Source organism: Sphingobacterium sp. GVS05A (assembly GCF_019969845.1).
Lineage (GTDB): Bacteria > Bacteroidota > Bacteroidia > Sphingobacteriales > Sphingobacteriaceae > Sphingobacterium.
Window position 1 is genome coordinate 597,359 of the sequence record NZ_JAHXYR010000003.1, and the last position, 25,272, is coordinate 622,630.

Annotated in this window: 20 protein-coding genes; 11 read left to right on the top strand and 9 right to left on the bottom strand. The window is 40.9% G+C overall.

What is annotated here, in order from left to right:
* The first annotated feature begins 2 nt into the window (after window positions 1-2).
* Window positions 3-1,244, top strand: coding sequence for a cation:proton antiporter (locus LC454_RS10090; RefSeq protein ID WP_223581990.1), 1,242 nt, complete (start codon window positions 3-5; stop codon window positions 1,242-1,244).
* 120 nt (window positions 1,245-1,364) lie between these two features.
* Here LC454_RS10090 and LC454_RS10095 read toward each other — a convergent pair whose 3' ends face one another.
* Together LC454_RS10095 and LC454_RS10100 are read right to left on the bottom strand one after the other, a co-directional pair.
* Window positions 1,365-1,679, bottom strand: coding sequence for an iron-sulfur cluster assembly protein (locus LC454_RS10095; RefSeq protein WP_373564841.1), 315 nt, complete (start codon window positions 1,677-1,679; stop codon window positions 1,365-1,367).
* A gap of 11 nt (window positions 1,680-1,690) precedes the next feature.
* A complete protein-coding gene (locus tag LC454_RS10100) occupies window positions 1,691-2,860 on the bottom strand; it encodes a glycosyltransferase (RefSeq protein ID WP_223581992.1) in 1,170 nt (389 codons plus the stop codon).
* 110 nt (window positions 2,861-2,970) lie between these two features.
* Between LC454_RS10100 and LC454_RS10105 the strand changes: the two genes are divergently transcribed.
* From LC454_RS10105 to LC454_RS10115, 3 genes are all read left to right on the top strand, one after another.
* Entirely contained in the window at window positions 2,971-3,939 is a 969-nt protein-coding gene (locus LC454_RS10105) for a polyprenyl synthetase family protein (RefSeq protein WP_223581994.1), read from the top strand.
* Between the two features lie 82 nt (window positions 3,940-4,021).
* On the top strand, window positions 4,022-4,798 hold the full coding sequence (locus LC454_RS10110) for an amidohydrolase (protein WP_223582001.1): 777 nt from the start codon (window positions 4,022-4,024) through the stop codon (window positions 4,796-4,798).
* A gap of 285 nt (window positions 4,799-5,083) precedes the next feature.
* Entirely contained in the window at window positions 5,084-5,527 is a 444-nt protein-coding gene (locus LC454_RS10115; protein ID WP_223582003.1) for a MarR family winged helix-turn-helix transcriptional regulator, read from the top strand.
* Between the two features lie 139 nt (window positions 5,528-5,666).
* Here LC454_RS10115 and LC454_RS10120 read toward each other — a convergent pair whose 3' ends face one another.
* The 4 genes from LC454_RS10120 to LC454_RS10135 form a co-directional block, all read right to left on the bottom strand.
* Window positions 5,667-7,223, bottom strand: a complete 1,557-nt coding sequence (locus tag LC454_RS10120) for an FMN-binding glutamate synthase family protein (protein ID WP_223582005.1) — start codon at window positions 7,221-7,223, stop codon at window positions 5,667-5,669.
* Between the two features lie 186 nt (window positions 7,224-7,409).
* Complete coding sequence (locus LC454_RS10125) at window positions 7,410-8,171, bottom strand: Rossmann-like and DUF2520 domain-containing protein (RefSeq protein WP_223582007.1); 762 nt, start codon at window positions 8,169-8,171, stop codon at window positions 7,410-7,412.
* Complete coding sequence (locus LC454_RS10130) at window positions 8,171-10,630, bottom strand: heme lyase CcmF/NrfE family subunit (RefSeq protein ID WP_223582016.1); 2,460 nt, start codon at window positions 10,628-10,630, stop codon at window positions 8,171-8,173. The genes LC454_RS10125 and LC454_RS10130 overlap by 1 nt, the downstream gene beginning before the upstream one ends.
* A 20-nt stretch (window positions 10,631-10,650) precedes the next feature.
* Window positions 10,651-11,058 carry a cytochrome c maturation protein CcmE gene (locus tag LC454_RS10135; protein WP_120260530.1) on the bottom strand — a complete coding sequence of 136 codons (408 nt, stop codon included), beginning with the start codon at window positions 11,056-11,058 and terminating at the stop codon, window positions 10,651-10,653.
* 405 nt (window positions 11,059-11,463) lie between these two features.
* Here LC454_RS10135 and LC454_RS10140 point away from each other — a divergent pair, with 405 nt between their 5' ends.
* The gene (locus LC454_RS10140; protein WP_223582018.1) at window positions 11,464-12,423 is read left to right on the top strand and encodes a lipid A deacylase LpxR family protein; all 960 of its coding nucleotides are present in this window, start codon (window positions 11,464-11,466) and stop codon (window positions 12,421-12,423) included.
* On the opposite strand, the gene LC454_RS10145 is transcribed toward LC454_RS10140, so the two are convergent.
* Complete coding sequence (locus LC454_RS10145; protein ID WP_223582020.1) at window positions 12,420-13,679, bottom strand: dicarboxylate/amino acid:cation symporter; 1,260 nt, start codon at window positions 13,677-13,679, stop codon at window positions 12,420-12,422. The two genes, LC454_RS10140 and LC454_RS10145, sit on opposite strands and share 4 nt — an antisense overlap.
* A gap of 421 nt (window positions 13,680-14,100) precedes the next feature.
* On the opposite strand from LC454_RS10145, the gene mnmD reads away from it, so the two are divergent.
* From mnmD to LC454_RS10175, 6 genes are all read left to right on the top strand, one after another.
* Window positions 14,101-14,766: a tRNA (5-methylaminomethyl-2-thiouridine)(34)-methyltransferase MnmD gene (gene mnmD, locus LC454_RS10150; protein ID WP_223582021.1), complete on the top strand. Its 666-nt coding sequence runs from the start codon at window positions 14,101-14,103 to the stop codon at window positions 14,764-14,766.
* A gap of 112 nt (window positions 14,767-14,878) precedes the next feature.
* On the top strand, window positions 14,879-15,457 hold the full coding sequence (locus tag LC454_RS10155; RefSeq protein WP_223582023.1) for an RNA polymerase sigma factor: 579 nt from the start codon (window positions 14,879-14,881) through the stop codon (window positions 15,455-15,457).
* A 186-nt stretch (window positions 15,458-15,643) separates the two neighbouring features.
* On the top strand, window positions 15,644-16,837 hold the full coding sequence (locus tag LC454_RS10160; protein ID WP_223582025.1) for a FecR family protein: 1,194 nt from the start codon (window positions 15,644-15,646) through the stop codon (window positions 16,835-16,837).
* A 134-nt stretch (window positions 16,838-16,971) separates the two neighbouring features.
* Window positions 16,972-20,319 (top strand): TonB-dependent receptor, encoded by a 3,348-nt coding sequence (locus LC454_RS10165; protein WP_223582027.1) that lies wholly within the window; start codon window positions 16,972-16,974, stop codon window positions 20,317-20,319.
* Between the two features lie 112 nt (window positions 20,320-20,431).
* A complete protein-coding gene (locus tag LC454_RS10170; protein WP_223582029.1) occupies window positions 20,432-21,883 on the top strand; it encodes a RagB/SusD family nutrient uptake outer membrane protein in 1,452 nt (483 codons plus the stop codon).
* A gap of 11 nt (window positions 21,884-21,894) precedes the next feature.
* Entirely contained in the window at window positions 21,895-23,040 is a 1,146-nt protein-coding gene (locus tag LC454_RS10175) for a metallophosphoesterase (RefSeq protein ID WP_223582031.1), read from the top strand.
* A gap of 124 nt (window positions 23,041-23,164) precedes the next feature.
* On the opposite strand, the gene LC454_RS10180 is transcribed toward LC454_RS10175, so the two are convergent.
* A complete protein-coding gene (locus LC454_RS10180) occupies window positions 23,165-23,905 on the bottom strand; it encodes a hypothetical protein (RefSeq protein ID WP_223582033.1) in 741 nt (246 codons plus the stop codon).
* 577 nt (window positions 23,906-24,482) lie between these two features.
* Window positions 24,483-25,172 (bottom strand): SMUG2 DNA glycosylase family protein, encoded by a 690-nt coding sequence (locus LC454_RS10185; protein ID WP_223582035.1) that lies wholly within the window; start codon window positions 25,170-25,172, stop codon window positions 24,483-24,485.
* Between the last annotated feature and the right edge of the window lie 100 nt (window positions 25,173-25,272).

Here is a 25,272-nt window from a genome sequence, read left to right on the forward strand (position 1 = left end):
CTATGCTATCACACACCTTAATATTGGAAATTGGAATCGCTGTCGGACTTGTTGCTATTGTTGGATTGATTGCCAACAAGCTTAAGTTTTCCGTTATTCCTTTTTTCATTATTATAGGAATGGTTTTGGGGCAACACGCACCGCAGATTGGGTTGGTGGATCTGACATTTACCGAAAGCAAACCCTTTATAGATTTTATGGGCAGGCTAGGGGTATTATTTCTCCTGTTTTATTTGGGACTGGAATTTTCAGTCAATCGGCTTATCAAATCTGGTAAAGCCATCGTAACTGGTGGTACAATCTATGTCCTGCTCAACTTTACCTCGGGATTGTTGATTGGTTGGCTGATGGATATGCCTTTTAAGGAGATGATGGTCCTTTGTGGGATCATGACGAGCTCATCGACAGCAATTGTGGCGAAGGTCCTCACTGATCTTAAACGGACGGCAAATCCGGAGACAGAGGTTATTATGGGAATGATCATGTTTGATGATCTCTTTATTGCCATGCATATTTCCTTTCTTTCGGGATTGATATTAACAGGTAGTAGCTCATTTTGGACGGTTGCAGGGACTTCCCTATTGGCATTGGGCTTTATCTTAGCCTTTTTGGTTTTGGGACGTAAGTTGGTACCTGCAATAGACCGTTTGTTAAAGGAAAAAACTTCTGAATTATTTATACTGGTCATCTTTGCACTGCTTTTTATCGTTGCCGGATTTTCGGAGACCATACATGTTGCCGAGGCTATTGGTGCATTAATGGCGGGATTGGTACTGGCGGATTCGCAGTATATCAAAAAAATTGAAGCCATGGTGCTACCTTATAAAGACTTCTTTGGGGCGATGTTTTTCTTTAGCTTCGGACTATCCATAGATATCATGTCGCTGGGAGGAGCTGTATTTTGGGCTTCAATAGCGGCCTTAGTAACTGTGATGGGTAATCTCGCCTCGGGTTATTTTGCTGCGAAATTTTCTGGGATGAAACCGAAAACATCTTTTGACATTGGCTTTACGCTGTCTGCACGTGGGGAATTTTCAATTATCATGGCCAATATCGGGAAAGCGGGGGCTTTGCTCCCTGTTATCCAATCATTCGTTGTGGTTTACGTTTTAATCCTTTCCATCGTGTCGCCACTCTTGACCAAAGAATCCCGCAATCTATGGAAATTACTCTTTGGAAGTGATGCCAATACAGCCAAACCGCTGAAGAAATTGAGCGACCTTGAAAATAATAGTACTGGATAATTCTAATGCTATTTTTTTCGCACTGATCTCTAGCAAGCACGGTATACTTAAAATAGCATCATCATAAAGATGCCTCCTAAATAGTCTTTTGGAGGCATTACATATTTTCTAAAACAAATTCTACAGGAAGCCAAGTTCAAGCTTTGCTTCTTCAGACATCATATCTTTGGTCCAAGGTGGATCAAAAGTTAATTCCACCAAGGCTTCTTTAATACCTTCTATTCCAGCAACTTTTTCCTGCACTTCATTCATGATTTCTCCTGCAACTGGACAGCCCGGAGCTGTGAGTGTCATAACAATTTTTGCTATGCCATCTTCCTTGGTAATAATTTCATAAACAAGCCCCAGATCGACAATATTTGCTGGTTTTAATTCGGGATCATAGATCGTTTCCAGTGTCGCTTGGATTTGAGGTGCCAAACCCAGTTTATCCATTACAATAATACTCATTTGTTTAATTTTTTATCTTCAATAGCGTTTTTATAGATCGCTAATAATTTACTCTCATTTATATCAGGAGTAAAATTACTAAAATAATAGGCCATACAGGTCTTTCTTATCTCATCTTTTTCATCGGTTGGTTTGGCATGCCATTGCGTCAGGCAAGCAACGATTTCGTTTCTATTGTGTGGATCAAATGTCTGTCCGGTTTTATTCGGGATAATCATTTCAGGTAAAGGCCCAAGGTTTGAGCAGAGTACCGGAGTTCCCACAGAGTAGGCCTCGAGGATTGTGATTGGCATTCCTTCGAAACAAATGGAGGGGACAATTAGGGCTTGTGCTGCAGCAACCAATGGTAAAATCTCGGCTCGGGGTTTAAATCCGAGATAGCTGATGTTGGGCTGATCTGTTATCCTTTTTTTGACCTCCTCCTCGAGAGGACCACCACCGATAATGCGGAGCTCCAGATCCTTTCCTTTCACAGACTCAATCAGATTTAATATTCCCTTTTCGTCGGACAGTCTGCCAACATAAATAAAATAAGGTTGCGGGCTTTCAGCCGCTAAAGTTGAAGGGAAAACAAAATTAGCTTTTACTTCAAACTTTTCTGCGGGTACGCTTAAAGTTGAGTCAATAAATATTGATTTTGCAAAGCTGCTTAAATTAATATACCTATTGACCTTTTGCCATGTACTTATTTTGCGGTGAAACCAATAGTTCAAGGCAAGGAGGAATGTTTTAATAACGGAATCATTAAATGCTTTTTCCTTAACTGCCGTCCACGGAAATTCTTCTTTTAGCGAATCCAGAAACAGATGATTGTGATGATAAAGTGTTGCCGAGGGGCAGAGTAATCTAAAATTATGCAAGGTCATCACCTGCGGAATACCTTGTTTGGCTATCGCACGGATTAGAATTGGTCCAGCGGCATAATGTGTATTGTGGAGATGGACGACATCAGGTCTGAATTCCCGGATTGTTTTTTTTAATCTATTTGCTGCGAAAATATTCCAGATGGAACCCAAGGTCTGTAATGCACCTTGCCAGCCTTTTTTATTTTGAAAGGTCATGGTGCGGACTTGGTGATCTTGCGAGAGGAGCGACAATTCCTGTTGAAAGACAGTATCTTCTCCACCTGCTGTTTGATAATATGTATGGATAATTAGTATGCGCATAACAAAAGACTTATACAAATGTACGATTTTGCCCCGAATGCTTTGGCGGTACAAAATTGCCATTTCTATATGATTATTGCTATATTCGCATGATTCGATCGTAAAGATATATGCAACACTTACAACAGCTCGTGATAGAGGCGATAGAGACAAGTCAATTTCCTGAAACTCCAACAAATTTATATGATCCCATACGGTATATATTGACTTTGGGCGGCAAGAGGGTTAGGCCAGTGCTAACATTGATGGCGGCCGAGTTATTCGGTATGCAAGAGATGGACGAAATTATTCCGGCAGCAAAGGCTGTAGAGTTTTTTCACAACTTTTCATTGATACATGACGATCTGATGGATAAAGCTCCTTTACGGAGAGGAAAAACTACTGTCCATGAAAAATGGGATGCAAATATTGCCATTCTCTCTGGAGATGGATTATTAGTGAAGGCTTATGAGGAAATCTCCAAATGTAATCCGGTTTATCTGCCCGCAACGCTGCGGATTTTAAGTAAAGTCGCTATGGAGGTCTGTGAGGGTCAACAATTGGATATGGACTATGAAAGTCGTGCGTCATTGTCTATGCCCGAATATCTGGAAATGATTCGTTTGAAAACATCGGTACTATTGGGCGGAGCATTGCAATTGGGTGCCATTCTTTCCGGAGCGAACGAACAACAACAACAATTGATCTACGATTTTGGGGAAAATGTTGGTTTGGCCTTCCAATTGCAGGATGACATATTGGATGCCTATGGTGATCCGGATACTTTCGGGAAAATCGTCGGCGGTGATATTATGATCAATAAGAAAACCTTTTTATTGGTTAAACTGATTGAAGTTATTGCTGAGGAGGATGTTCCTACGATGCAGCGCTTATTACGTTCAACTGTCGAGGCTGTTCCGACAAAAGTTGAAGATATGCTAACCTTATATGATAAATATCAGGTCCGGGAAGCAGCGGATGAATTAAAAGATATATACACGCAGCGCGCATTTGAAAAAATGGATGCTTTGGATGTACCAAATGAACGTAAAGAAGCGTTATTACTGTTAGCAAACAATCTTTTAGTAAGACAGCAGTAGATAGAAATTCTATTAAAATTCGTATTTTGCCAATAAATGGCTATTTTGTACTAAATAATTAAATAAATTTTAGATAACGTTCATGGATCCTTTAAAAATCACGGTATTTCAAGCATATTTATTCTGGGAAAATATTGAAAAAAATCTGAATAATCTGGCGTTGCGACTTTCATCATTACGCGAGAAAACAGATTTGATTATCTTACCGGAGATGTTTAATACGGGATTCACGAATAACGTTGGAAAATGTGCCGAACCCGCCAATGGTCCTACCACAAGATGGCTGTTTGAAATGGCAAGTTCATTAAACTGTGTTGTTGCCGGTTCATTAATCATTGAAGAGGATGGGAAATATTACAACCGTTTTTTATGGATGTTTCCTGATGGCAAATATGTGAAATACGATAAGCGCCATCTTTTTGGCATGTCTAAGGAAAGCGAGTATTTTGAACCGGGCAACGAACGTATTTTGGTGGATATCAAGGGTTGGAAAATTTGCCCTATGATCTGTTACGACCTTCGTTTCCCTGTTTGGTCCAAGAATCAAAATGCGGCCTACGATATCTTGGTTTATACAGCAAGTTGGCCAGATAAACGTTCAGCGCATTGGAGGGCATTGATCCCAGCACGTGCCATTGAAAACCAATCTTATGTCGTTGGTGTGAACCGAGTGGGACACGATGGTAACGATATCTATTACTCCGGTGGGTCAATGTGCATATCGCCGTTGGGTGATGTCGTTTATTATAAGCCCGAAGATGAAGATCTATATACCTTTACATTAAATCCGAATGACCTCTTGGAAGCCAGGGAAAAATTCCCGTTTTTAAGAGATTCAGATTCATTTACAATCGGATAACTCTTTCTGAGAATCGGATAAGCCTTACTTAAATTAGGTATAAAGACAAGCAATTTATTTTGTTTGTCTCCTTTTTTATTGCTAAATTCAGTCTACTGTAAATCGTTTATGATGATTTATTAACATCTATTTATTACATGTTGATAAAATTTGTTTGACACAACTGTAGAAAAACGTAATTTAGGCTAAATATTAGCCAAAATAAGTTTAGTTTTTTTTGTTTTGATTTGAGCATAATATTTATTAGCAACATAAGTTGCGTAAACAACCATAACCATTATTTATATGTTAGACCAAGATTTAGTATCGCAAGAGTACTTTTATAATTTCCTGACCGGGAAATACTCAATTGCGGTTATGCGGAGATTACAGCGTAATCTCAGGGAAGCGGGATTAAGTATTACTTCGGAGCAATGGAGTATTATGTACAATCTGTGGGTAGAGGAGGGACTGACCCAGCAGGAATTAGCTATCCGGACATTCCGGGATAAACCGAGTGTAACGCGCCTGATCAATAATCTGGAACGACTTAATCTGGTGATCCGTGTCAATGACAAAAATGATAGACGATCTAATTTGATCTATTTAACCAAAATTGGCCGGAAGATGAAAGACGAAGGGATGAAACAGGCCACGAATACGATCGAACAGGCTTTAGGTGGACTGACCGATGATCAGATTGCTTTATCTCATACAACTTTACATCGTGTGCTGTTCAATCTGAAATAGTATTGACAAGTAAATTACTACCGATCACATTGATTATGAAATTATCTGAGCCGAAAGGCCAATAGGGGAAAGAAAAAATAGGAAGCCCTCAGTGTTAACAACGACTGAGGGCTTCTTGTATAGGATATGTATCGAAAGGCTAGTCTTCGAAAAGTTTGCTTTCAAAATCAGTATGACTATTGACCAGTTTTCCTTCCGTACCAAAATAGATTTCTTGGAAACTTAAGGTCCGTATCGCATCTACTTTGCGGTAGAATTTATCTGCGGATACTTCAGATAAGGTTTTGAAACCACAAGCCTCCATAATCTCAACGGTAGCGCGCAATGTATTGCGATGGAATTGTGCTACGCGTACATACTTGTCATTAACATCCAGTCCTTTGTACAGGTGCGGTTGTTGCGTTGCAACACCTACCGGACAAACGTCTTCATTACATTTTAGTGCCTGAATACAACCTAAGGCGAACATCATTCCACGCGCGCTATAGCAGGCGTCAGCACCTAGAGCAATAACTTTTAGTATATCAAAGCCCGTAACAATACGGCTTGACACAATTACTTTGATGTGTTTCTTCAAGCCAAATGCGATCAACGTTTTGGTTACAAAAGCTAATGCATCATAAAGTGGCATCCCTAGGTTGTCCGTAAATTCCAAGGGTGCAGCACCTGTACCACCTTCAGAACCATCGACTGAGATAAAATCTGGGAAGATCTGCGTATTCTGCATGGCATGACAGATATCCATAAACTCGTGTTTGTCACCGATACATATTTTAAATCCGATTGGTTTTCCACCAGATAGTTCCCGCATGTGCTGGATGAAACGCATCATTTCTGTTGGCGAAGAGAATGCACTGTGTGCTGGAGGAGACATCACATCTGTCCCAGGGATAACGTGGCGTATTGCTGCGACCTCAGGTGTATTTTTTGCCGCTGGTAAGATACCTCCATGACCAGGTTTCGCACCCTGTGAGAGCTTGAGCTCGATCATTTTAACATTTTCGCGGTTTGATTTTTCACGGAATAGCTCAGCGTCAAACTTGCCTTCCGAATTACGACAACCGAAATAACCTGTACCAACCTGCCAGATCAGATCACCACCGTTATTGTGATAGTCACTGATACCACCCTCTCCGGTGTTGTGCGCGAAATTTTGTAAGGCGGCACCTTTGTTTAACGCAGTGATAGCCGTTTTACTCAAAGCACCATAACTCATCGCTGAGATATTGAAAACGCTTAAGCTATATGGCTTTTTACAGGATTCATTTCCAACAGTCGTTCGTAAATCGTGATTTTCGATATGACAGGGGAAAACAGAATGTGCTGCCCATTCGTTACCGACCGCTTGTGGATCAGTTTGCATACCAAATGCGACAGTCTCACGTTGATTTTTTGCCCGCTGATAAACAATAGAACGCTGTCTTCTGTTGAATGGACGACCATCCATATCAGATTCCCAAAAGTACTGTCTCAATTCAGGACGGATCGATTCGAAGATATAACGAAAGTAGCCAACAAGAGGGTAGTTTCGCAAAATCGCATGTTTGGTTTGGAAACTATGGTATAAGGCGATCAATAATAATGGGAATGGAAAGATCAATAACCAAAACCAGCTTGATGTAAATATAAAGCCAAATGATACAATGATTAAATTAATCACAACCATTATTGAAATAATGAGTTTTCTAACTTCCATAGAAAATACGATTGTTTAGTTTTAATTCGCTATTTTAATGTTTAGTCCAATTGAATATATTACTGCTCAATTAGCATTCCAAAATGCGCTTTTGGACAGAGCAAATGTACTAAAGTTCCCCAAGTAAATGGATATAATTACTATGCTAGAATAAGTTTTGATAAGTTTATAACTGTTTCTAACAAACTATTTTCTTTTAGTAATCTGTTGCGATAAAAGTTGATAGATTTGCTGTAAATCCGGTTTATTACTAATAAATTTCAAATGTTTTTGCTGTGTCGCTTCATCGCCCCGGATCGCGGGACCTGTCTGAACTGTTATTGGAACATGATTTTGAACTTTTTCTGCCGTTTCTAAAATGATCGGCCTGACCAGGTCAAAGGAAAGATTATGCTCTTCCAATAGCTCATAGGCAAACTGATAAAGGATATTCGAGAAGTTATTGACCATGACCGAAGACAGATGGATTGCTAGCCGTTGCTTTGAATTGCAATAGATACTGTGGGTTGAAAAGGTACCTGCAAGTTGGAGTAAAATCGCTGTATTGCCTTCATTGTTGCCTTCAACACAAAATGGAATTGCTGAAAAATCGATAGTTTTACTTTTGGATAGCGATTGTGGTGGATAGATTACACCAGCATTTTTAAATCGCTTCAGGACATCTAGATCGGTTGCTCCGGAACAATGTACTACAATCCCATTGATGTCCTGCGGTATTGTTTCTACAAGGGTAGGAATAGCCTGGTCTGACACGGCGATAAGATAAAGATCAGCATCGCGCTGCAGTTGGCTGAGCTGATCTGTGCTGGGACAATGAAGCGCAAAGGCCAATGCATCCGCATTGGCCTTTGTTTTACTATAGATCTGAACGATCCGATGTCCTAGCTCTTGAAACGCTTGTCCAAAATGTGTTGCGGCATTTCCGCTTCCTAAGATGACAATGTTCATTATTTCGCTAATTTTCGTTTCTCTTCTTTATTTCTTCTGGCAATGGACATGATAAAACCGATGGTCATAATAATCGTTCCACACCAAAAGAAGTTGATGTATGGAAATTTGATTGCTTTAAAGACTACCCATTTTTTCTCAGGTAACGGCTTCTGATAGACCATGATTTCCAACTTATCTTTGTCTGGTTTGATACCTGTAAACCTAAACTTAAGGCCTTGATCAGCGACATCTTTATTGAAATCATAGATTCCACCATCCTTAATCAAGTATATGGGTTGTACTTCGTATTGTTTATTATCCGCCGCAACCACTTTTATTTTTAATCCGACCATGACGTCGTTAGGACCTTTTGGGATTTTCTCCAGTTGAGCCTCTTTATTGAGCCCTTCAATCACATAGTACCCGTTGCGGTAACGTAAGGTGTCACCGATATTGACTTGATAGGTCGCAGGTTCTTCATAATCCTCAAAGCCTGTTTTCTCCTCAGCAGCCACTTTTGAATGCTGTGCCTGGCTCTCCGCTGCCGCAGCTGTAATCAAGGTATATACGTCATGTGTAATGTAATGTTTGGTTGCCGGAGTACCAATCAAACCACCCATTTTGGCATTGTTTTGTGCGAAAGGTTGTAGCACAAATTCTTCTTTTACTTTACCTGTTTCCTCATCAATACGTTCGTATTTGATTTTGTAATAGGTATTTGGCGCAACAATGCTATCACCGATATAGGTGATTTTATATTCCCCCATTTGTACAGGTTCTCCTTCGGTTAGGAATAGGTTCTCTCCCGGCTTTTCGACTTTGTCAAAACCAGATACAGCGATATAGCCCGTATTGTTGACAGAGATAACCTCGTTTGTTGCTGCGGCAACCATAGCTCCGATAAGTAACAGTCCAAAACCAATATGAGCGACCGAAGAACCCGCTAATTTCCATTTACCTTTGACTGCATCACCCAATACCCGGATATTCGCCAGAATACAGAAGATACTGGCAAAGGTGATCAGGATATAGATCAGGTTGGTATATGTTTTGGTAAAATATGAAATAATTGCTGTCAGGATAATGGCTACAGCGAGAGACGCTACAGTAGAAGCTAAGAACTTACGGCTATCGCTACGTTTGTATTTTAAAAACTGGGTAAAGCCAGTCATGATCATGACAATAACAGCAAATCCGGATTGCCATTTATTATAATGTTGAATTGGTTCTAAAGGAGGTGCGACCTTGGTGCCAAAAATCTTGTTAAATACCGGAATGGAAGTGGAAGCAATGATCTGTGCACAGGCAACAGTCAGGACCAAAGCACCGATAAACATCCAGAACTCTCTTGAATAAATCTCTTCGTCTTTTTCGGTAATGGGCATCTCTTTCTTCTTAATGACAAGAAAGACAACCATAATTACTAAAAATGCCACATTGAACAAAATCAACTGCCCACTCATACCTAAATCGGTGAACGAGTGTACCGAAGTCTCGCCTAAGACGCCGCTACGTGTTAGGTAGGAGGCATAGATCACCAGCACAAAGCTAATCATGGCCAGAAATGTTGCTGTGAAATAAGAATGTCCCGAGTTTTTATAGGCGATCATCACGTGAACTGCGGCGATCAGGGTGAACCAAGGAATAATAGAAGCATTTTCCACCGGATCCCAAGCCCAGAAGCCGCCAAAGTTAAGTGCTTCGTATGCCCAGAATGAACCCATAATAATCCCTGCTCCAAGAATCATAACCGCAAATAGCGCCCATGGAAGTGCGGCACTGATCCATTCCTTGTAGCGTTTAGTCCATAGGGCTCCAGTCGCATAAGCAAAAGGAACAATCATGGAAGCAAAACCAAGGAATAAGGTGGGTGGGTGAATCACCATCCAATAATTTTGTAAAAGTGGATTTAAGCCATTACCGTCAGTAATCAATGATAGGTAATTGGCTTGTTTTAAGATCGGAATATCCATTGCATCACGCAAAAGGATAAATGGAGAACTACCGATACGTAATCCAAATATTTCCACACCGACGATCATGGATGCCAAAAAAGCTTGACATAACATCACAAAAGTCATCACGGAATTTTCCCAGCTCTTTGCTTTAAAGAGCAATATTGCTCCTAGTACTGTTTGCCAGAACATCCAGAGCCAGAAACTACCTTCCTGCCCTTCCCAAAAGCTGGAAATGATATAATAAGTAGGCAATGTCTTGGATGAGTGCGCCCAAGCATAGTTGTACTCAAATAAATGATTATAGATGATATAAAATAAGGTTGCACCGATAGCGACAACAGAAACGGCATTGATCCAGAATCCAATACGTGCGATCTTTTTCCATGAAGTCTCTTCAGGGTTTTTAGTCGCGAAAAAATAAGCGATACAAGATAAAAGTGCGGCACCAAAGGAAAGAACAATAAAGAATTGTCCGATCTGCCCAGGTAGCAGGTGCTCACCAACGTAATTAACGTCCATTGAAAAATTGATTTTACAAATTAATTATTGAAAGCTGTGGCATTGATTTCCGTCACGACCGATTTATCGTTGTATTTCGATGGACACTTCATCAATATTTTACTCGCTCTAAACACATTCCCGTCCATTTTGCCCGTCAATACAATTTGTTCTGAACGCTCAATGTCCTGAGGTTTTGCGCCTCTGAATACAACCTCACATTCTGTACCTTCATTGTCGTACATGAAAAAGCTGAATTTGTTGGCATCTGTTTTCGGGTCATAGTGAAGTACCTTGTCTTTGTTGAGCTGGCCGACCACATATAGTTCTGTTTTCTTTTCTTTTGCCTCGGTAAATGTCGAGTAGGTACTTGAATCCGTATAGATGACAAGTATCATGGCAATAGCCACTGCAATGATAGCGATTAGAATGATGGAACTTTTTTTCATTAGTATTATTTGTTTTTATCGGTAATGAAGCTATCATGAGCAGTTGTTCGAACGCTGATCTGAACTAACTAAAACTGATGACGGTTTCATTCGTATGATTTGTTTATGCTATTGTGCCAACCTTCGGAGATTTTCATGTTCCCAGTAAAAGCTTGTGTATCGATCGCAATGAATCCCTTATAATCATTGATTCTGACAAAAGCTGACACTTAATCGAATGCAAAATTACAAATAGATTTGCGAAGAAAGGAATAATGCAACTTTTCGACATTATTTATATTTGTTCTAAATAGGTTGTTGTCCCTGAAAAAATGAGGTATATTTGGATGCTTTTGAATAATTTAAGTTGAGATTTAATATTTTGTTGCAGTTTATATCGCATGAATTTTACAATTGCCTGTTAATATGAGTGTTGCTTTGCGGTCTTTACTGCTCTTATATGGAGTTATATTTCCATTTTTTTTGGTTTTTGGGCAGGTGAGGTTGCGCAACCAAGAGGTTTCTCTTCAAAATGACAATGATGTCTATCTATTGATTGGCCAGGACCGATATTATACCAACGGTATCAATGTCAATTACCGTATTGCACTACCACCAAGAGGGGCTTCAGAGATTTCGAATACCGTATTGGACTTTGAAGTCGGACAGCGCATCTACAATGGTATTAGTATTATAGATTATCGTAGACAGAATAAGAAATATGACAGACCTTTCGCCGGATATCTTTATTTGAGCGCCTCAGGGGCTCGTTTTTTGAAAGCTGATCAAGTGGTTGAACTTAAAGTCGAATTGGGACAGATTGGTTCCCGATCTTATGGCGAAGGTGCACAGAAATTTATCCATCATCTGTTTGGAATGTATGAGGCAACAGGCTGGGATACCGCATTGCGCAATGCTTTTGGTGTAGATCTACAGGCGAAATATTTGAAAGGAATTTATCGGGATCAAGCAGGAGCATTTGATCTCGGGATAATGGGGAGGGGTGCTCTGGGGATGAACAATACAAATATGGAGGTTGGAATTCCAATCCGTGCAGGTAAACTTAAATCCTACCATGCATCGACCTTTACACATGGGCATTTGACACAGGCTAGAAGTAATGACGACAAAGAATGGTACTTTGTTTATCAACCTAGTTTGGCCCGGATATTTTATAATTCAACGATACAAGGGGGGCTGGGAAAAGATGATCCTATAGGCGGATTATATCAGATCGAGCCTTGGATGATAAGTCACCGCATAGGTTTCAGTTGGTCCAATCACAAGGTCAATTATGGTATTAATTACATTTTTAATTCCAAGGAACTTAAATCGGTGTTTCACCGGCATCAATACGGACAGTTATTCTTTGCATATCGGTTTTAACCACTGCTAACCGTTTTTTCTGCGATCGGGTCTGAGAGCTTCTGTCCGATTAGCCTGGTGGCCAACATGGCAGCAACGGTATCGCCGGTCGCATTGAGCATAGTGGCTAGTGGGTCTACCAATGTCGCAATAATCATAATGGAGGGAATGACTTCTGTGGGCATCTGATAAACCGATATGATCAGCATTTCACCGATATATCCCCCATTAGGAATACCGCCGGCCACGATGCTGACCAATAAGGTGATCCCTACGGCCATGACCAGGTTGGTTGGATCAAAAAATTCCTTTCCACTCAAGAGCAGCGCGACATAAATTTTAAAAATACAAGCAATGGCTGAGCCATGTTTATGTAGCGTTGTGCCCAAAGGGATGACCACGCTTGCAACAGTATCGGGTATGCCGATTTGTTTTGCAGCCAGTAAGTTGGCCGGCATGGTGGCCAGGCTGCTGCAGCTACTCAGTGCTGTCAGTGAGGGGAGAATATTGTTTTGCCAGTAGCGTTTGACTCCTTTTATACCAAAAGCAAGAAATGCGAATAAACTAAATATTGTAAAGAAATAGAATAGGCCAAAGATATAGTACAGACCAATGGGTTTGGCGTAGAAGCCGAAGAGCTGTGGGCCGAGTGTTCCAACCTGATAGGCAAAATAGGCACCCAGTCCGATGGGTGCGAGCTTCATGACCATGACCAGTAAATTGCCCATGACAGCATTGCCTGAGTTGATAAATTTTCGGAACATATCAGCTGCGGATCCAGATTTACGTGTCGCAATCCCCACTAAAAATGAAAATATAACAAAGGCCAGCATATTCTGCCGGGACAATAGACTAGAAAATTCACTAACAGTCAGGAATCGAACCATCTTTTCACCCCAAGAGTCCTGTGTGGCGGTGTCAATGATTTCCTTCGCTTGTTCGATAGGGAGGTCGGAACTAACAGGAAATAGGTAGAGGAAAATAACGCTTGTTACACCTGCAACCACAATGCCGATTACAAATACGAGTGACATCATGCCGATAATACGACCCAATACGCTGTCCCCTTCAATATTGGCTACAGACGAAGCTATGGCAAAAAAGACCAGCGGTATTACGCTTACAAAGAGCAGATTTAGGAAGATATCCCCAATTGGCTTCAGGTTGTTCACAAAATGTGGAAAAAAGACCCCAATTAAACTTCCGATACCGATGCCAAGAAGCAGCAGTAGGATGCTGCCATAGTTCTGTATAAAAGTTTTTGCAGAGTATTCCATTAGGTTCTGTGATTGTTTAGCGTTTATGACGCTAAAATAATCTTTTTATCTATTATTTTTATCCATTTAAATTAATTATACGTGTTGGTCGTGTTGACATAAATGAACTCATGTACTCATTTATTTGGTATTTTAACGTATCTGTGAATTCAATCGTTCGGTTCCCTCGGTTTGAGTTAAATCGTGATGGTTTCACTCCACAACCTCTGGATAAAGATTATTTGGGATTTATTTGGGTCCGCTTTTTATCTTTGGGCAGATATATCTACAGAAGACCATCACTGTGGCAGGGAGACCCCAGGGGAATGTGAGCGTAGCTTACGTCACTGGCTTCACTGCTTTTATGACGATCTGCTGTACCGCCTGTTGGATCGGGTGATGCGTATGGGATATTTACTTTATCAAAAATATAATGACAAAAATGGATTTTGTAACAACCGCAGATGGTTCCAAAACATTGTACAATGCGGAGATAGGTGAATGTTACCATTCTAAGCATGGTGCCGTTCAGGAAAGTAAACATGTATTTATCAAAACCGGTTTGGATCATTTTGTACAACAAACGGGAGCTTCAGAGGTTGCTATTTTGGAAGTGGGATTTGGTACCGGACTGAACTTTCTGCAAACAGCAGAACATATTGGGGACAAGTCGTTTCAGGTAGACTATGTCGGAATCGAAGGTTTTCCATTGCCACTGGCGACCATTGCTGAGACAGGCTATGATGAGAACGTAGATGCAACTATCTGGTCGGCTTATCTGGATAACTATGAAGCCGCATTGCAGCAGCCGGTGCAAATTCACGAACGCTTACAACTCACCATTGCCCATACTTTATTGATGGATTTCCAATCCGAAAAAAGATTCGATGTGGTGTATTTTGATGCTTTTGCAGCCATACATCAGCCCGAAATGTGGAGCGATGTGGCATTGGCGCATATCGCGCAATTCGTTAAACCTGGAGGCGTTTTTGTTACTTATGCCATTACAGGTAATCTCAAACGCAGTATGAAATCTTTGGGCTTTTCCATTGAGAAGGCTCCGGGTGCACCTGGAAAAAGAGAAATGCTGCGTGCTACAAAACTTTAAAAAGCCTGTTGTTCCATTTTAAATTATTGTTAACTGTTTGATAATCTAAAAAGTGTTTTCTAATTTAGCTTTGATATTAAGGCTAACCTAATAGTTCACTTTCCACTACCTCATGACAGATTCACAGTTGATAGACAGTTTGAAGGAAGACAACCAGACAGGGTTTGTGGCTATTTATCATAAGTATTATAAACAGTTGCTTTTCTTTGTTTTGCGTTACCTGAAAGAGGTCGATGTCGCTGAAGAAATCGTAGCGGATGTTTTTGTCAAGGTATGGTCCCGTCGATCCGATTTTCATTCCATGGAAAGTCTGAGGGCTTTTATTTATATTACGGCAAAACATGCCAGCCTCAACGCTATTCGGGACAAACGCACAAAAGGTATTCAGGAACCTTTATCCAATTATGAGGATCTACTTACGGATGACCGTGATGCTTTTTCAAAGATGATTCATGCGGAGCTGGTACATGCCATCTTTAATGAAGTTGAAAAATTGCCTGAAAAGCAAAAAGAAGTCTTTAACCTAACTTATCTGGAGGACAAGACTGTAGAAGAAATTGCAGACCAGCTGCAGATGAGTCCAGCCGCTGTATACACGAACCGCTCCCGCGCAGTGAGTACTATTAGAGGGCTTTTGGGGGCAAAGGATGCTTTAACACTCCTTGCATTCCTATCCTTTGTCAGTAAGTAACAGACAACAAGTAGAAAACAGGAAATCAATGTTTAACAGAATATATTGCTTATGCAATATGAGTTTTAATGTTTTTTTGAAAATATTTATCTGATAAACAGCCTTTTAATTCTTTTTGTATTTTTTTCTGTAAGATAATCCTATGCTTCGTGTTTCTATCGTCAACAAGCAAATGAAAAGAACATCATGTATACGATAGATCATATTATTCAATTACTTCAAGCTTACCTAAAAGGGGAGATTCTCCCTGATGAGCATGCCGAATTAAGCATGCTGTTTGAAAAATATCCGGAATTACAGGACTTGGCTAAGAAATTGGAAGATCCGGCAAATTTGCGCGAGGAATTACAGGCTTATGAAGAATTTTCGACGTCAGATCAGACGCAAGAACAAAGGATTCTATCGAATATTATGGATAAAATCGAGATCCAGGGCAATCAGCAGCCTAAACACCGATGGAAGCTGTATGGTTGGTATGCTGCCGCGGCTTGTTTTATTGCTGTTGTTGGCTTGGGAATATGGCAAATAAATAAACGAGATGGGATAAATACGTCGGATCCAGCTACTCCTATTGATGCTGTTAAATTAGCGGAAAATCTTCTTCCCGGTGGAAATAGAGCCACCCTTCAGCTTGCGGATGGTACCGGTATCGGACTTGATCAACAGCAGATGGGGATTGTGATGGGCGATGAGATTACCTATACAGACGGCTCAGTAGCCCTGGCGACTGCAAAAGATGAAAAACGCATGATGATCTTGTCAACTCCCCGTGGTGGACAATATCAGATCGCCCTTGCAGATGGGACCAAGGTTTGGCTCAATGCTGATACACGCCTACGCTACCCCAATAAATTTACGGATGAACAACGCGTTGTCGAACTGGATGGGGAAGCTTATTTTGAAGTAGCCAAGGTGGCTGGAAAGCCATTCATTGTTGTTACAGCAAAGGAAAAAGTCGAAGTGTTGGGAACTCATTTCAATGTCTATTCTTTTCCAAAAGAGAAGGAGTCTAAAGTTTCTCTGCTGGAGGGTAAAGTAAAAGTCTCCGTTCCGGCAGGAAAGACAAGGCTACTTCAGCCAGGGGAGCAAGCTTCGGTACAAGGGGAAGAACTTTCTGTACAACAGGTGCCTGTGGATGAAAGTATTGCCTGGAAGAATGACGAATTTATGTTTAATAACGAGCCTTTGGGGACAGCGCTAGCTCAGGTAGCACGCTGGTATGACATTGATATTGATATTGACCCAAGTGTAGCCAAGATGAAATTATGGGGATCGGTTTCACGACTTGATAACTTTGATAAAGTGTTAAAAATCATAAAGATGACCGATGATAAAATTAAGGTTCAAATCGAAGGAAGGAGGGTCCGATTGATGAAATAAGAGCCAAAAATTACCTATATCCTATTTCGTCTATCAAAAAGCTGAGGAAGGTGGTACTTCCCCAGCACATTTTGGTTCGAAATTTTATGAAACGCGCTTAACTGTTTATTAAACTAACAAACCAATCAAATGTAATGAAAAAGTATAAATACCTCATTATTATGAAAATGATTATTATACTTCTTTTATTTACACTGGGGCAGCTCCATGCTGGAAGTTTTGCCCAGACAGTAAATATTAAAAAGAAGAATAGTTCGATCGTCAACGTATTTCGTGAAATCAAAAAGCAGACCGGATATACTGTTCTGTGCAAATCAGAAATCGTAAATAATACACCTGCTATTACGGTTGATTTCAATAACGTTCCTTTGGATCGTGCTTTGACAGAGCTCCTTACTCCACATGGTTTAACCTATTTTAAGGAGGGAAAATCAATCGTTGTTAAGGCTGGAAAGACTGATTTGGCGATTGATCGCTCGTATAGCACGGCGAAAGACAACACGCTTGAGCTGCAAAAGAACATTCATGGTCAGGTCACCGATCAGCAGGGTAAGGCCCTGTCGGGGGTAAGTGTTACCGTAAAGGGTACAAAAACGACTGTAGGTACAGATCAAAACGGAAATTATTCGATTGCTGCCAACCGCGGAGCGACGCTAGTTTTCAGTTTTTTAGGTTACGATCGCAAGGAGGTTGAAGTGAGTGGGGAAACGCTCAACGTGAGCCTACAGTTTAGCCAATCCAATCTGGAGGAAGTAGTAGTCACGGGCTATGGAACTTTTAAGAAGGCAGATTATACGGGATCGGCTTCGACGATTCGGACCGACCGCATGGCGGATGTTCCGGCAGTAAACTTCTCAACCATGCTGCAGGGCAATGCACCTGGTGTTCAGGTGAATTCCCTATCGGGACAACCCGGAGGAGCGACCGATATCCGTATTCGTGGTATGGGATCCATTAACGCCTCAAACAAACCTTTGTTTGTCATTGATGGCGTACCTGTAATGTCCGAAAATATTGCTTCGAGCAGTTCTAACAACGCGGGGCTGGATGTGATGTCAACAATAAATAGTGCCGATATCGAGCAAATTACTGTTATTAAAGATGCGGCGGCAGCTTCCCTTTACGGTTCACGTGCTGCGGGCGGTGTGATCTTAATTACCACCAAATCCGGTAAAGCAGGTAAACCCGTGTTTTCAGTGAAGGGAGACTATGGGCTGTCCAGTCAGGCAACAGATTTTCGCGAAGTGATGGATGGGCCGCAACGGCGTGAGATGCTTTTGGAGGGGCTACGCAATAGAGCTCGCTATTTAGATAAGCTAACGGATGAGACCCAGATTGAAGATTATGCACTGGCGAATATTGATAAATATGCACCTATTCCGACAAGTGGCTGGGCAGATTGGAAAAAAGAACTGTTTCGTCGCAACTCACCTTTCAGAAATGCAGATATATCTGCTTCGGGTGGAGATAGCAAGCTTTCCTACTATACATCCATGGGGTATACCAACCAGACGGGATTATCCTATCAGTCGGGCTTCGAACGTCTCACTGGTAGACTGAACGTCAAGTACAAAATAAGTGAAAAGATGGAGTTGGGAGCCAATATTTTGTATTCCAACATTACTCAGGATGTCAACTCCGAAGGGGGAGGTTATACCTCGCCAATCTATTCTTCGCGTCATAAGATTACGGCATCAGAGCCGGTTTATAACGAAGATGGATCTTTCTTCCTGGATTTCTTTTCTAATGGTCCACGTAATCCCAAGGCTTCTTCCTTGTACAATTTCCGGCGGGAAAAAGGTGACCGTTCATTCAATACGGTTTTTGCCAACTATAAATTTATTGATGGGCTAGTTTTTAATACAACTTTTAGCCTGGACCATACAACAACGCGGTACAACTCTTGGTCGGATCCTCGTACCTCGGATGGCGAAAAGACGAATGGTTCCTTGACCACAAGTTTTTCGGACTATAAACAAATGGTATGGCGCAATAGCCTAACCTACACTAAAACATTGGCGCAGAAACATCATTTGGATATTTTGGGTGGCTACGAAGTGAATACTTATCGTAAAGAAGGATTGAGCGGTGCCAAGGACAATTTTCCGACCGTGGATAAAACGGTGTTGTCCAACGGTTCGGTTTTGACCGATGCTTCGGGCTCCAATAGTGAATGGCGTCTGCTGTCTTACCTTTCGCGTGCGAATTATAATTATGATGACAAGTACTTTTTAGGAGGTAGTATCCGTATGGATGGTAGCTCGCGTATTCACCGAAGCAACCGTTGGGGGACATTCTGGTCGTTGTCGGGAGCTTGGAAGTTTACTAAAGAGGACTTTATGGAGTCTCTAAATGACGTAATCAGCGACGGTAAAATCCGTGTTTCTTATGGTACCAATGGCACTTTGCCATCCAGCTACTATACTTATATGGATTTGACAGGTTTTGGCTTTCCGTACAGGAACAATCCTGGTATACGGGAAATCCAGATCGGAAATCCGGGTCTGAAATGGGAAAAACAGAATAACCTCAATATAGGATTGGATTTACGTTTGTTTGAACGACTGGGCCTGACATTTGAATGGTACCAGCGTCAGTCTTCGGATTTGTTGAATGATGTTCCTACATCTTATACAACGGGATTCTCATCTTATCTGAGCAATATTGGAACGATTCGCAATTCGGGTATTGAGCTCGACCTGAATGCAGATATTCTACGAAATGGTGCGTTTAAATGGACATCGAGTTTAAACTTTGGAATGAACCGTAATAAAACGATTGCCTTATCTGATGGTAGTTCGGAACTGCGGGATGGAACACAGATTCACCGCATTGGACAACCATGGTATAGCTATTATTTAATTGAATTTGCAGGGATTAACAAAGAAACTGGTGTGCCACAATATTACACCAATGATCCTGCTCAACCAGGTTCTAGAGAAACCACCGAAGATTATACTGCTGCAACGCGGATATTGTATAAGAGCGCGGATCCAAAACTTGTGGGTGGTTTTACCAATACATTCCGTTATAAATTCTTGGATCTAAACTTCACATGGACTTATTCGCTGGGTGGAAATTCCTACGACAGTGGTGCACAGAAAACAGAATTGGGTGGTAAAACAGGTTATGACAATATTCCAAAATATTACGAGCGGAGATGGCAAAAACCGGGGGATGAAACCGATATCGAGATGTTTATGGTTGGAAATAAATATGACATGAGCAGTGTAGCCAATACACGCCGTGTGCATTCTACTGACCATATCCGTTTGAAAAACCTGACTTTCGGGGTTTCTATTCCGCAGCATATCTCCCGTAGACTAAAAGTGAGTAATATCCGGGCTTTCTGTTCCGGTATGAACTTGCTGACCTTTGCGGCTTATAAAAACTACGACCCTGAGGTGCCTGTGGATGGAGTGGTATATTTTGAATCCCCTAAATTGAAGACAGTAACCTTCGGTTTGGATGTTAAATTTTAAGGAGCAAGCACTGATTCGTTCATAATTATAATTTCATTTTTCAGATAAAGGGAATTTTAAAATATGATCATGGTAATCGCCCATCAGTATGATGGGAAAAAATAAAATAGAGATGAAGAATATAGTATCAATAGCGTTATTGTCCTGTACATTACTGACAGGCTGTGGCAACAAATGGCTGGAGACAGCACAGCCAAGCACCTCAACCGAAAGTTCGGAGGCCATTAAATCGGCAAATGAGGCGAGTTACGCATTAAATGGTATTTACGATATTATGCGTGGCTATGAATATTATGGTGCGCGCATGACTTATTATGGAGATGTCACTGGTGAAGATATGCTCGCCAATGGTGACACAAAGCGTGCTGCAGGTTATTATCTTTTTGACTTTAATAAGGATAATACACCATCTTCACTTTGGTATCAACCTTATCGCGTGATCCGTAATGCCAACGGAGTACTGGCCTATGTAAATAGTGTGCCAGCCGATCAAATGATCGATGTGCTCAAAGACATCAAAGGACAGGCATTAACCATGCGTGCGATGGCCCATTTTGACTTGGTTAAAGTATTTGGAGCGCCATACGCGGTAAATCAAGGCGCTTCTTTAGGGGTGCCTATTGAGACGGAGAAGCATGTGTCTACAAGCAAACCTGCACGAAATACCGTTAAGGAGGTTTATGCACAGATTATCACCGATCTTGAAGGTGCTGACAGCTTGTTGAGTACAGCAAGAAATGATGGTAAGTTGAACAGATTTGCTGCAGAGCAAGTATTGGCACGTGCTTACCTGTATACAGGAGAAAATGCAAAGGCCTTTTCAATGGCAGCTGCATTGATCAAAAATGCCGAAGCCGCGGCAAGCTCAAAAAAAGGGCAATACCAATTGTGGAAAAACGAGGAATATGCGACGGTGTGGTCGAAGGACTTTACAAGCGAAATATTGTTTCAGTTGTCTAATACCAAAGTGGAGGCCAGTGATTCAAAAGAAGGGATCGGAAACCTGTTATGGCGCTTGGGCTACAATGATATTATTCTTTCAGATGATTATATGAATTTGCTTAAAGATGATCCGAATGATGTGCGTCAGAAAGTGATTACCAAATATACCAGTAAGCAGGTTGATTATTACTATTTGAATAAATACCCAGGTAATACAGCAGAGAATGAAAATCCTGAATTTGCTGATATTCCCGTTCTTCGGTTATCGGAAGCATACCTTATTGCAGCTGAGGCAGCGGTGAAATTGGGCGATAATAGCAATGCGCTTAATTATTTAAATGCCATTGTCAAGCGCGCCAATCCGGCCAAGTCGGTAAGTGGAACGGTGGAGCTGAACCGTGTGATGGAAGAACGTCGTCGTGAGCTCGTTGGTGAAGGTCATCGTTTATTTGACGCAATGCGCAATAACCTAAGGATAGAACGCAAAGGTAAGGCGCACGTTTCGCCCCTATTACGACCTGAGACAAAGTCATTTGACCGAACATACTTCAAAACGCAGATGGCTGTGCCTAGACGAGAGATCGACGTTAATCCCAATATTGTTCAAAATACCGGCTATTAAAATACGTCACGATGCAAAACAATCGGAAATATAATCTTAAACACCTATGTACTGATCCAAACTGGATCAGTACATGGTACTTTTTACTTTTTATATTGTTTAGTTTTCAGCAGTTGCATGCACAGACCCAACAACTGTTGGGGCAACATGATGGCCCTTATTTCTTCTACGAAGCAGGAAATACCAAATCTGTACGCGTAGTTGATGGAAAGATACAAGTCGATAATTCACTTAAAGAACCTTTCTCGGTTTCCACAGAAGATGGTCAGTATCATTTTGAGGTTTCGCGCCATCCTATAACAGTTCCCAAAGAGACTTATCGTCCTAGTGACAAGATCATGGTGCTTTCCGATCCGCATGGTGACTTTGCCTCTTTTTATGCTATTTTAAAGGCACAAAAGGTAGTTGACGCGAACTATGAATGGGCTTTTGGAAAGAATCAGCTAGTCGTTATAGGAGATGTATTTGACCGGGGAAAAGATGTCCTGCCTATTTTTTGGCTGATCTATAAATTGGAACATGAAGCAGTTAAGGCTGGAGGGCAGGTTCATTTTTTGCTGGGCAATCATGAGGAAATGTTGATGCGTGGAAATTATAAATATACGCAGGATAAATATAAGGTGTTAGCGGATTCCATCGGCAGGCCCTACCGTGATTTTTGGTCATCAGAGACGGAATTGGGACGATGGCTACAGAGCAAGAATACCATGGAGAAAATAGGTGATTATCTTTTTGTCCATGCGGGGCTGAGTACGGCAATGTTGGATCCGAAATGGACTATTCCTGCGGTCAATGATTCTGTTCGCCATTATCTGTTCCACACGAAAGAAGAGCGGCAACAGTCGGAATCAGCATCATTTCTTTTTGGCAGCGAAGGCCCATTATGGTACCGTGGTATGGTGGTAAAGGAGGAAAAATATCATCCGTTGGGGGAAGAGGATTTGAATGGCATGATGAAAATATATGGTGTTAAGCAGATTTTTGTGGGGCATACCATTTTCCCTGAAGTAAGTAGTTTTTATGAAGGGAAAGTGTACGGTGTGAATGTCAATAACGAATCCAACCGACTGAAAGGACGTAGTCGGGGGCTGCTCATTGAGGGCGGTAAAATTAAGGTAATCTACGATGACATTACCAAGAATAAAGCAGTAAATTAGATCGCTTAGGCATCGCAGTAATGATAAAAGGCTGGAACTAAATTCCAGCCTTTTGCTGTATTATCGATACCAGAAAGGAAACATCATTTAGATTTAAAGTGATTGTATACGAATGATCGATCATTTAGGGATCAATAATAAATGCACCGACTATAGCTGCTGGATGAAAATCTTTATTATTTAGCAGTGTATAATTGTCGCTAAATCTTTCATAGTATTCGATATTCATTCCAACAAGTATTGTTTCAGCGTCTTGATAGTTCACATCAAATAGTAATTCTTCCAATTCAACATCTTTTGAAGGTGCCTGTAAGTTTATAGGAATCTCGTGTTTATGCCAGCGGATATATTGTTGCTTGTCAAAATTGAATACGGCGATCATCAAATTTATTTTCATGAGATTGCAGTATTTTGGGCGATGAATGTCATTCTGCATGTCAAACTTTGGGAACTGTATGGCGACTTGCTTTGTGTCCAACAATTTTATTTCTGGGTCGAAATGCACGTAATCGTGCATGTGGCATTTTTCGACGAACTGGAAATTGATTAGACGATCAATCTTTCCGCCACGGATTGTCTTTTCGCCCACAGGAGCTCTGTTTGCCCGGGTCACTCTCTTTAAATGATTGATCAGTCGGTTGTGCATGATACTGTCGTGCATATTCAGGTGTATTTCTCCCATTATATTTCTGATACGGGATCCTGCAGTACTCACGTGTCCAAAATCTATAGCGGCGGCTTTTGTAGCCTTCGTTTGTTTAGTTTTACGGCCGGGTCCCGTTTGCACAATTGTTTTTTCATTTGATTTTCGAAAGACAAGGTTCCCAACCAAGCCCTTCAAACTACCGTTTTCTAATATAGCCATAGGTTGAATTTAAGTAATTAATGTACTGAAAAACAAATAATTATTTATTTTTAAAAAAATGAAAACTGGTAGGTAAATGACCTTGTCAAAATGATAATTGCTGGTACATTACCATTATGAAATTTGCAGTAGATTTTTTGATAAACCTTTCAAATGCAGATTTTTGAGAAATTTGGTAAGGAAGCGGCATCTCTGCTTCGCTATCGTTCCGTATCTCTTCTGATGCATCTCCGTGTCAGGGCTAGGGTGTATCCGTGGTGAGAGCGTCATGCGTCCGTGGTGAGTCCGAGTTAAACTCGGAGATAAGGCGGTAGCATGGTTGTCTGAAAACGCTTTTACCTGCTTGTAGGTACGAATAATACACGAAGTTGCCCCGAATGATCCTCGAAGGAGAGTTAAATAACGTACAGAACACGGACTCCGTTGTGGAAGATATTCTGATGACGTATCATAGAAGTTGCTTGCCTGATTTATAATTGAGGAATAGTTGGATAGGCTAGATAGATTCTAATAAGTGACATGACTTATCAACATGAATATAATTGATGTTTAGTGAATTAACATACTTATTCACATTTTACAAGCCGCTTAATAGTCGGATATAATTGTCAATGTACAATTGTTTGTCTTTTGATTTATATTGTTGGATATAACGCGGGTGATCCAAAATGGTCATTTTCCCGAATAGTTTCTCTTTCTGATTGATTTTGGCCAAAAAGGTGGCATTTTTTTTTCCTAGAACAAATACTTCCTCCGTTTGGAGTCCCATGTTGATATGTTGTTTTAGGGATTCAACCATAAATGGTCTGACCATTTCGAAGAGTTGTTTATCGTCATAATAGTTCGCATTAATCCAATTGTCAGCTTTCGTATGTCTAACGATGGCTAGCGGGAAAGGGGAGTTGATATAAAATTGGTTATAAAAGGTTTCAGGGCCGCCATAAGCTTCAATCATATCATACATAAAGACCGAGGAGATTTCATGCGTATGGGCAGATTGCATTTTTATGCCACATGCACTGTACAATCGTTTGGTGTCGGTAAAAGGTACGCCGGTTACACCCGCTCCATGTCGGCTTGGATTGATCCCGATGATAAATTTGCGTTGGAGGTTGTCGTGATAGTATTTATTATAGAATTGTTCCATCACAACCAGTGTCTCGGGATTGTCAAGGTAAGGGTTAATCACGTTGAAATCAGCAGGAAGATCCCCGTGATAGTCGAGCTGTTTGTTGAATGTAATTATTTTTTGGGCAAATGTGACCATAATGGATGCTTTTGATTTACATGTTAAGTTAACTAAAATGTAGTAATTATAATCATTGGTATGACTAAATGATTTTTTATTTAATTTTAATTCTTTAATT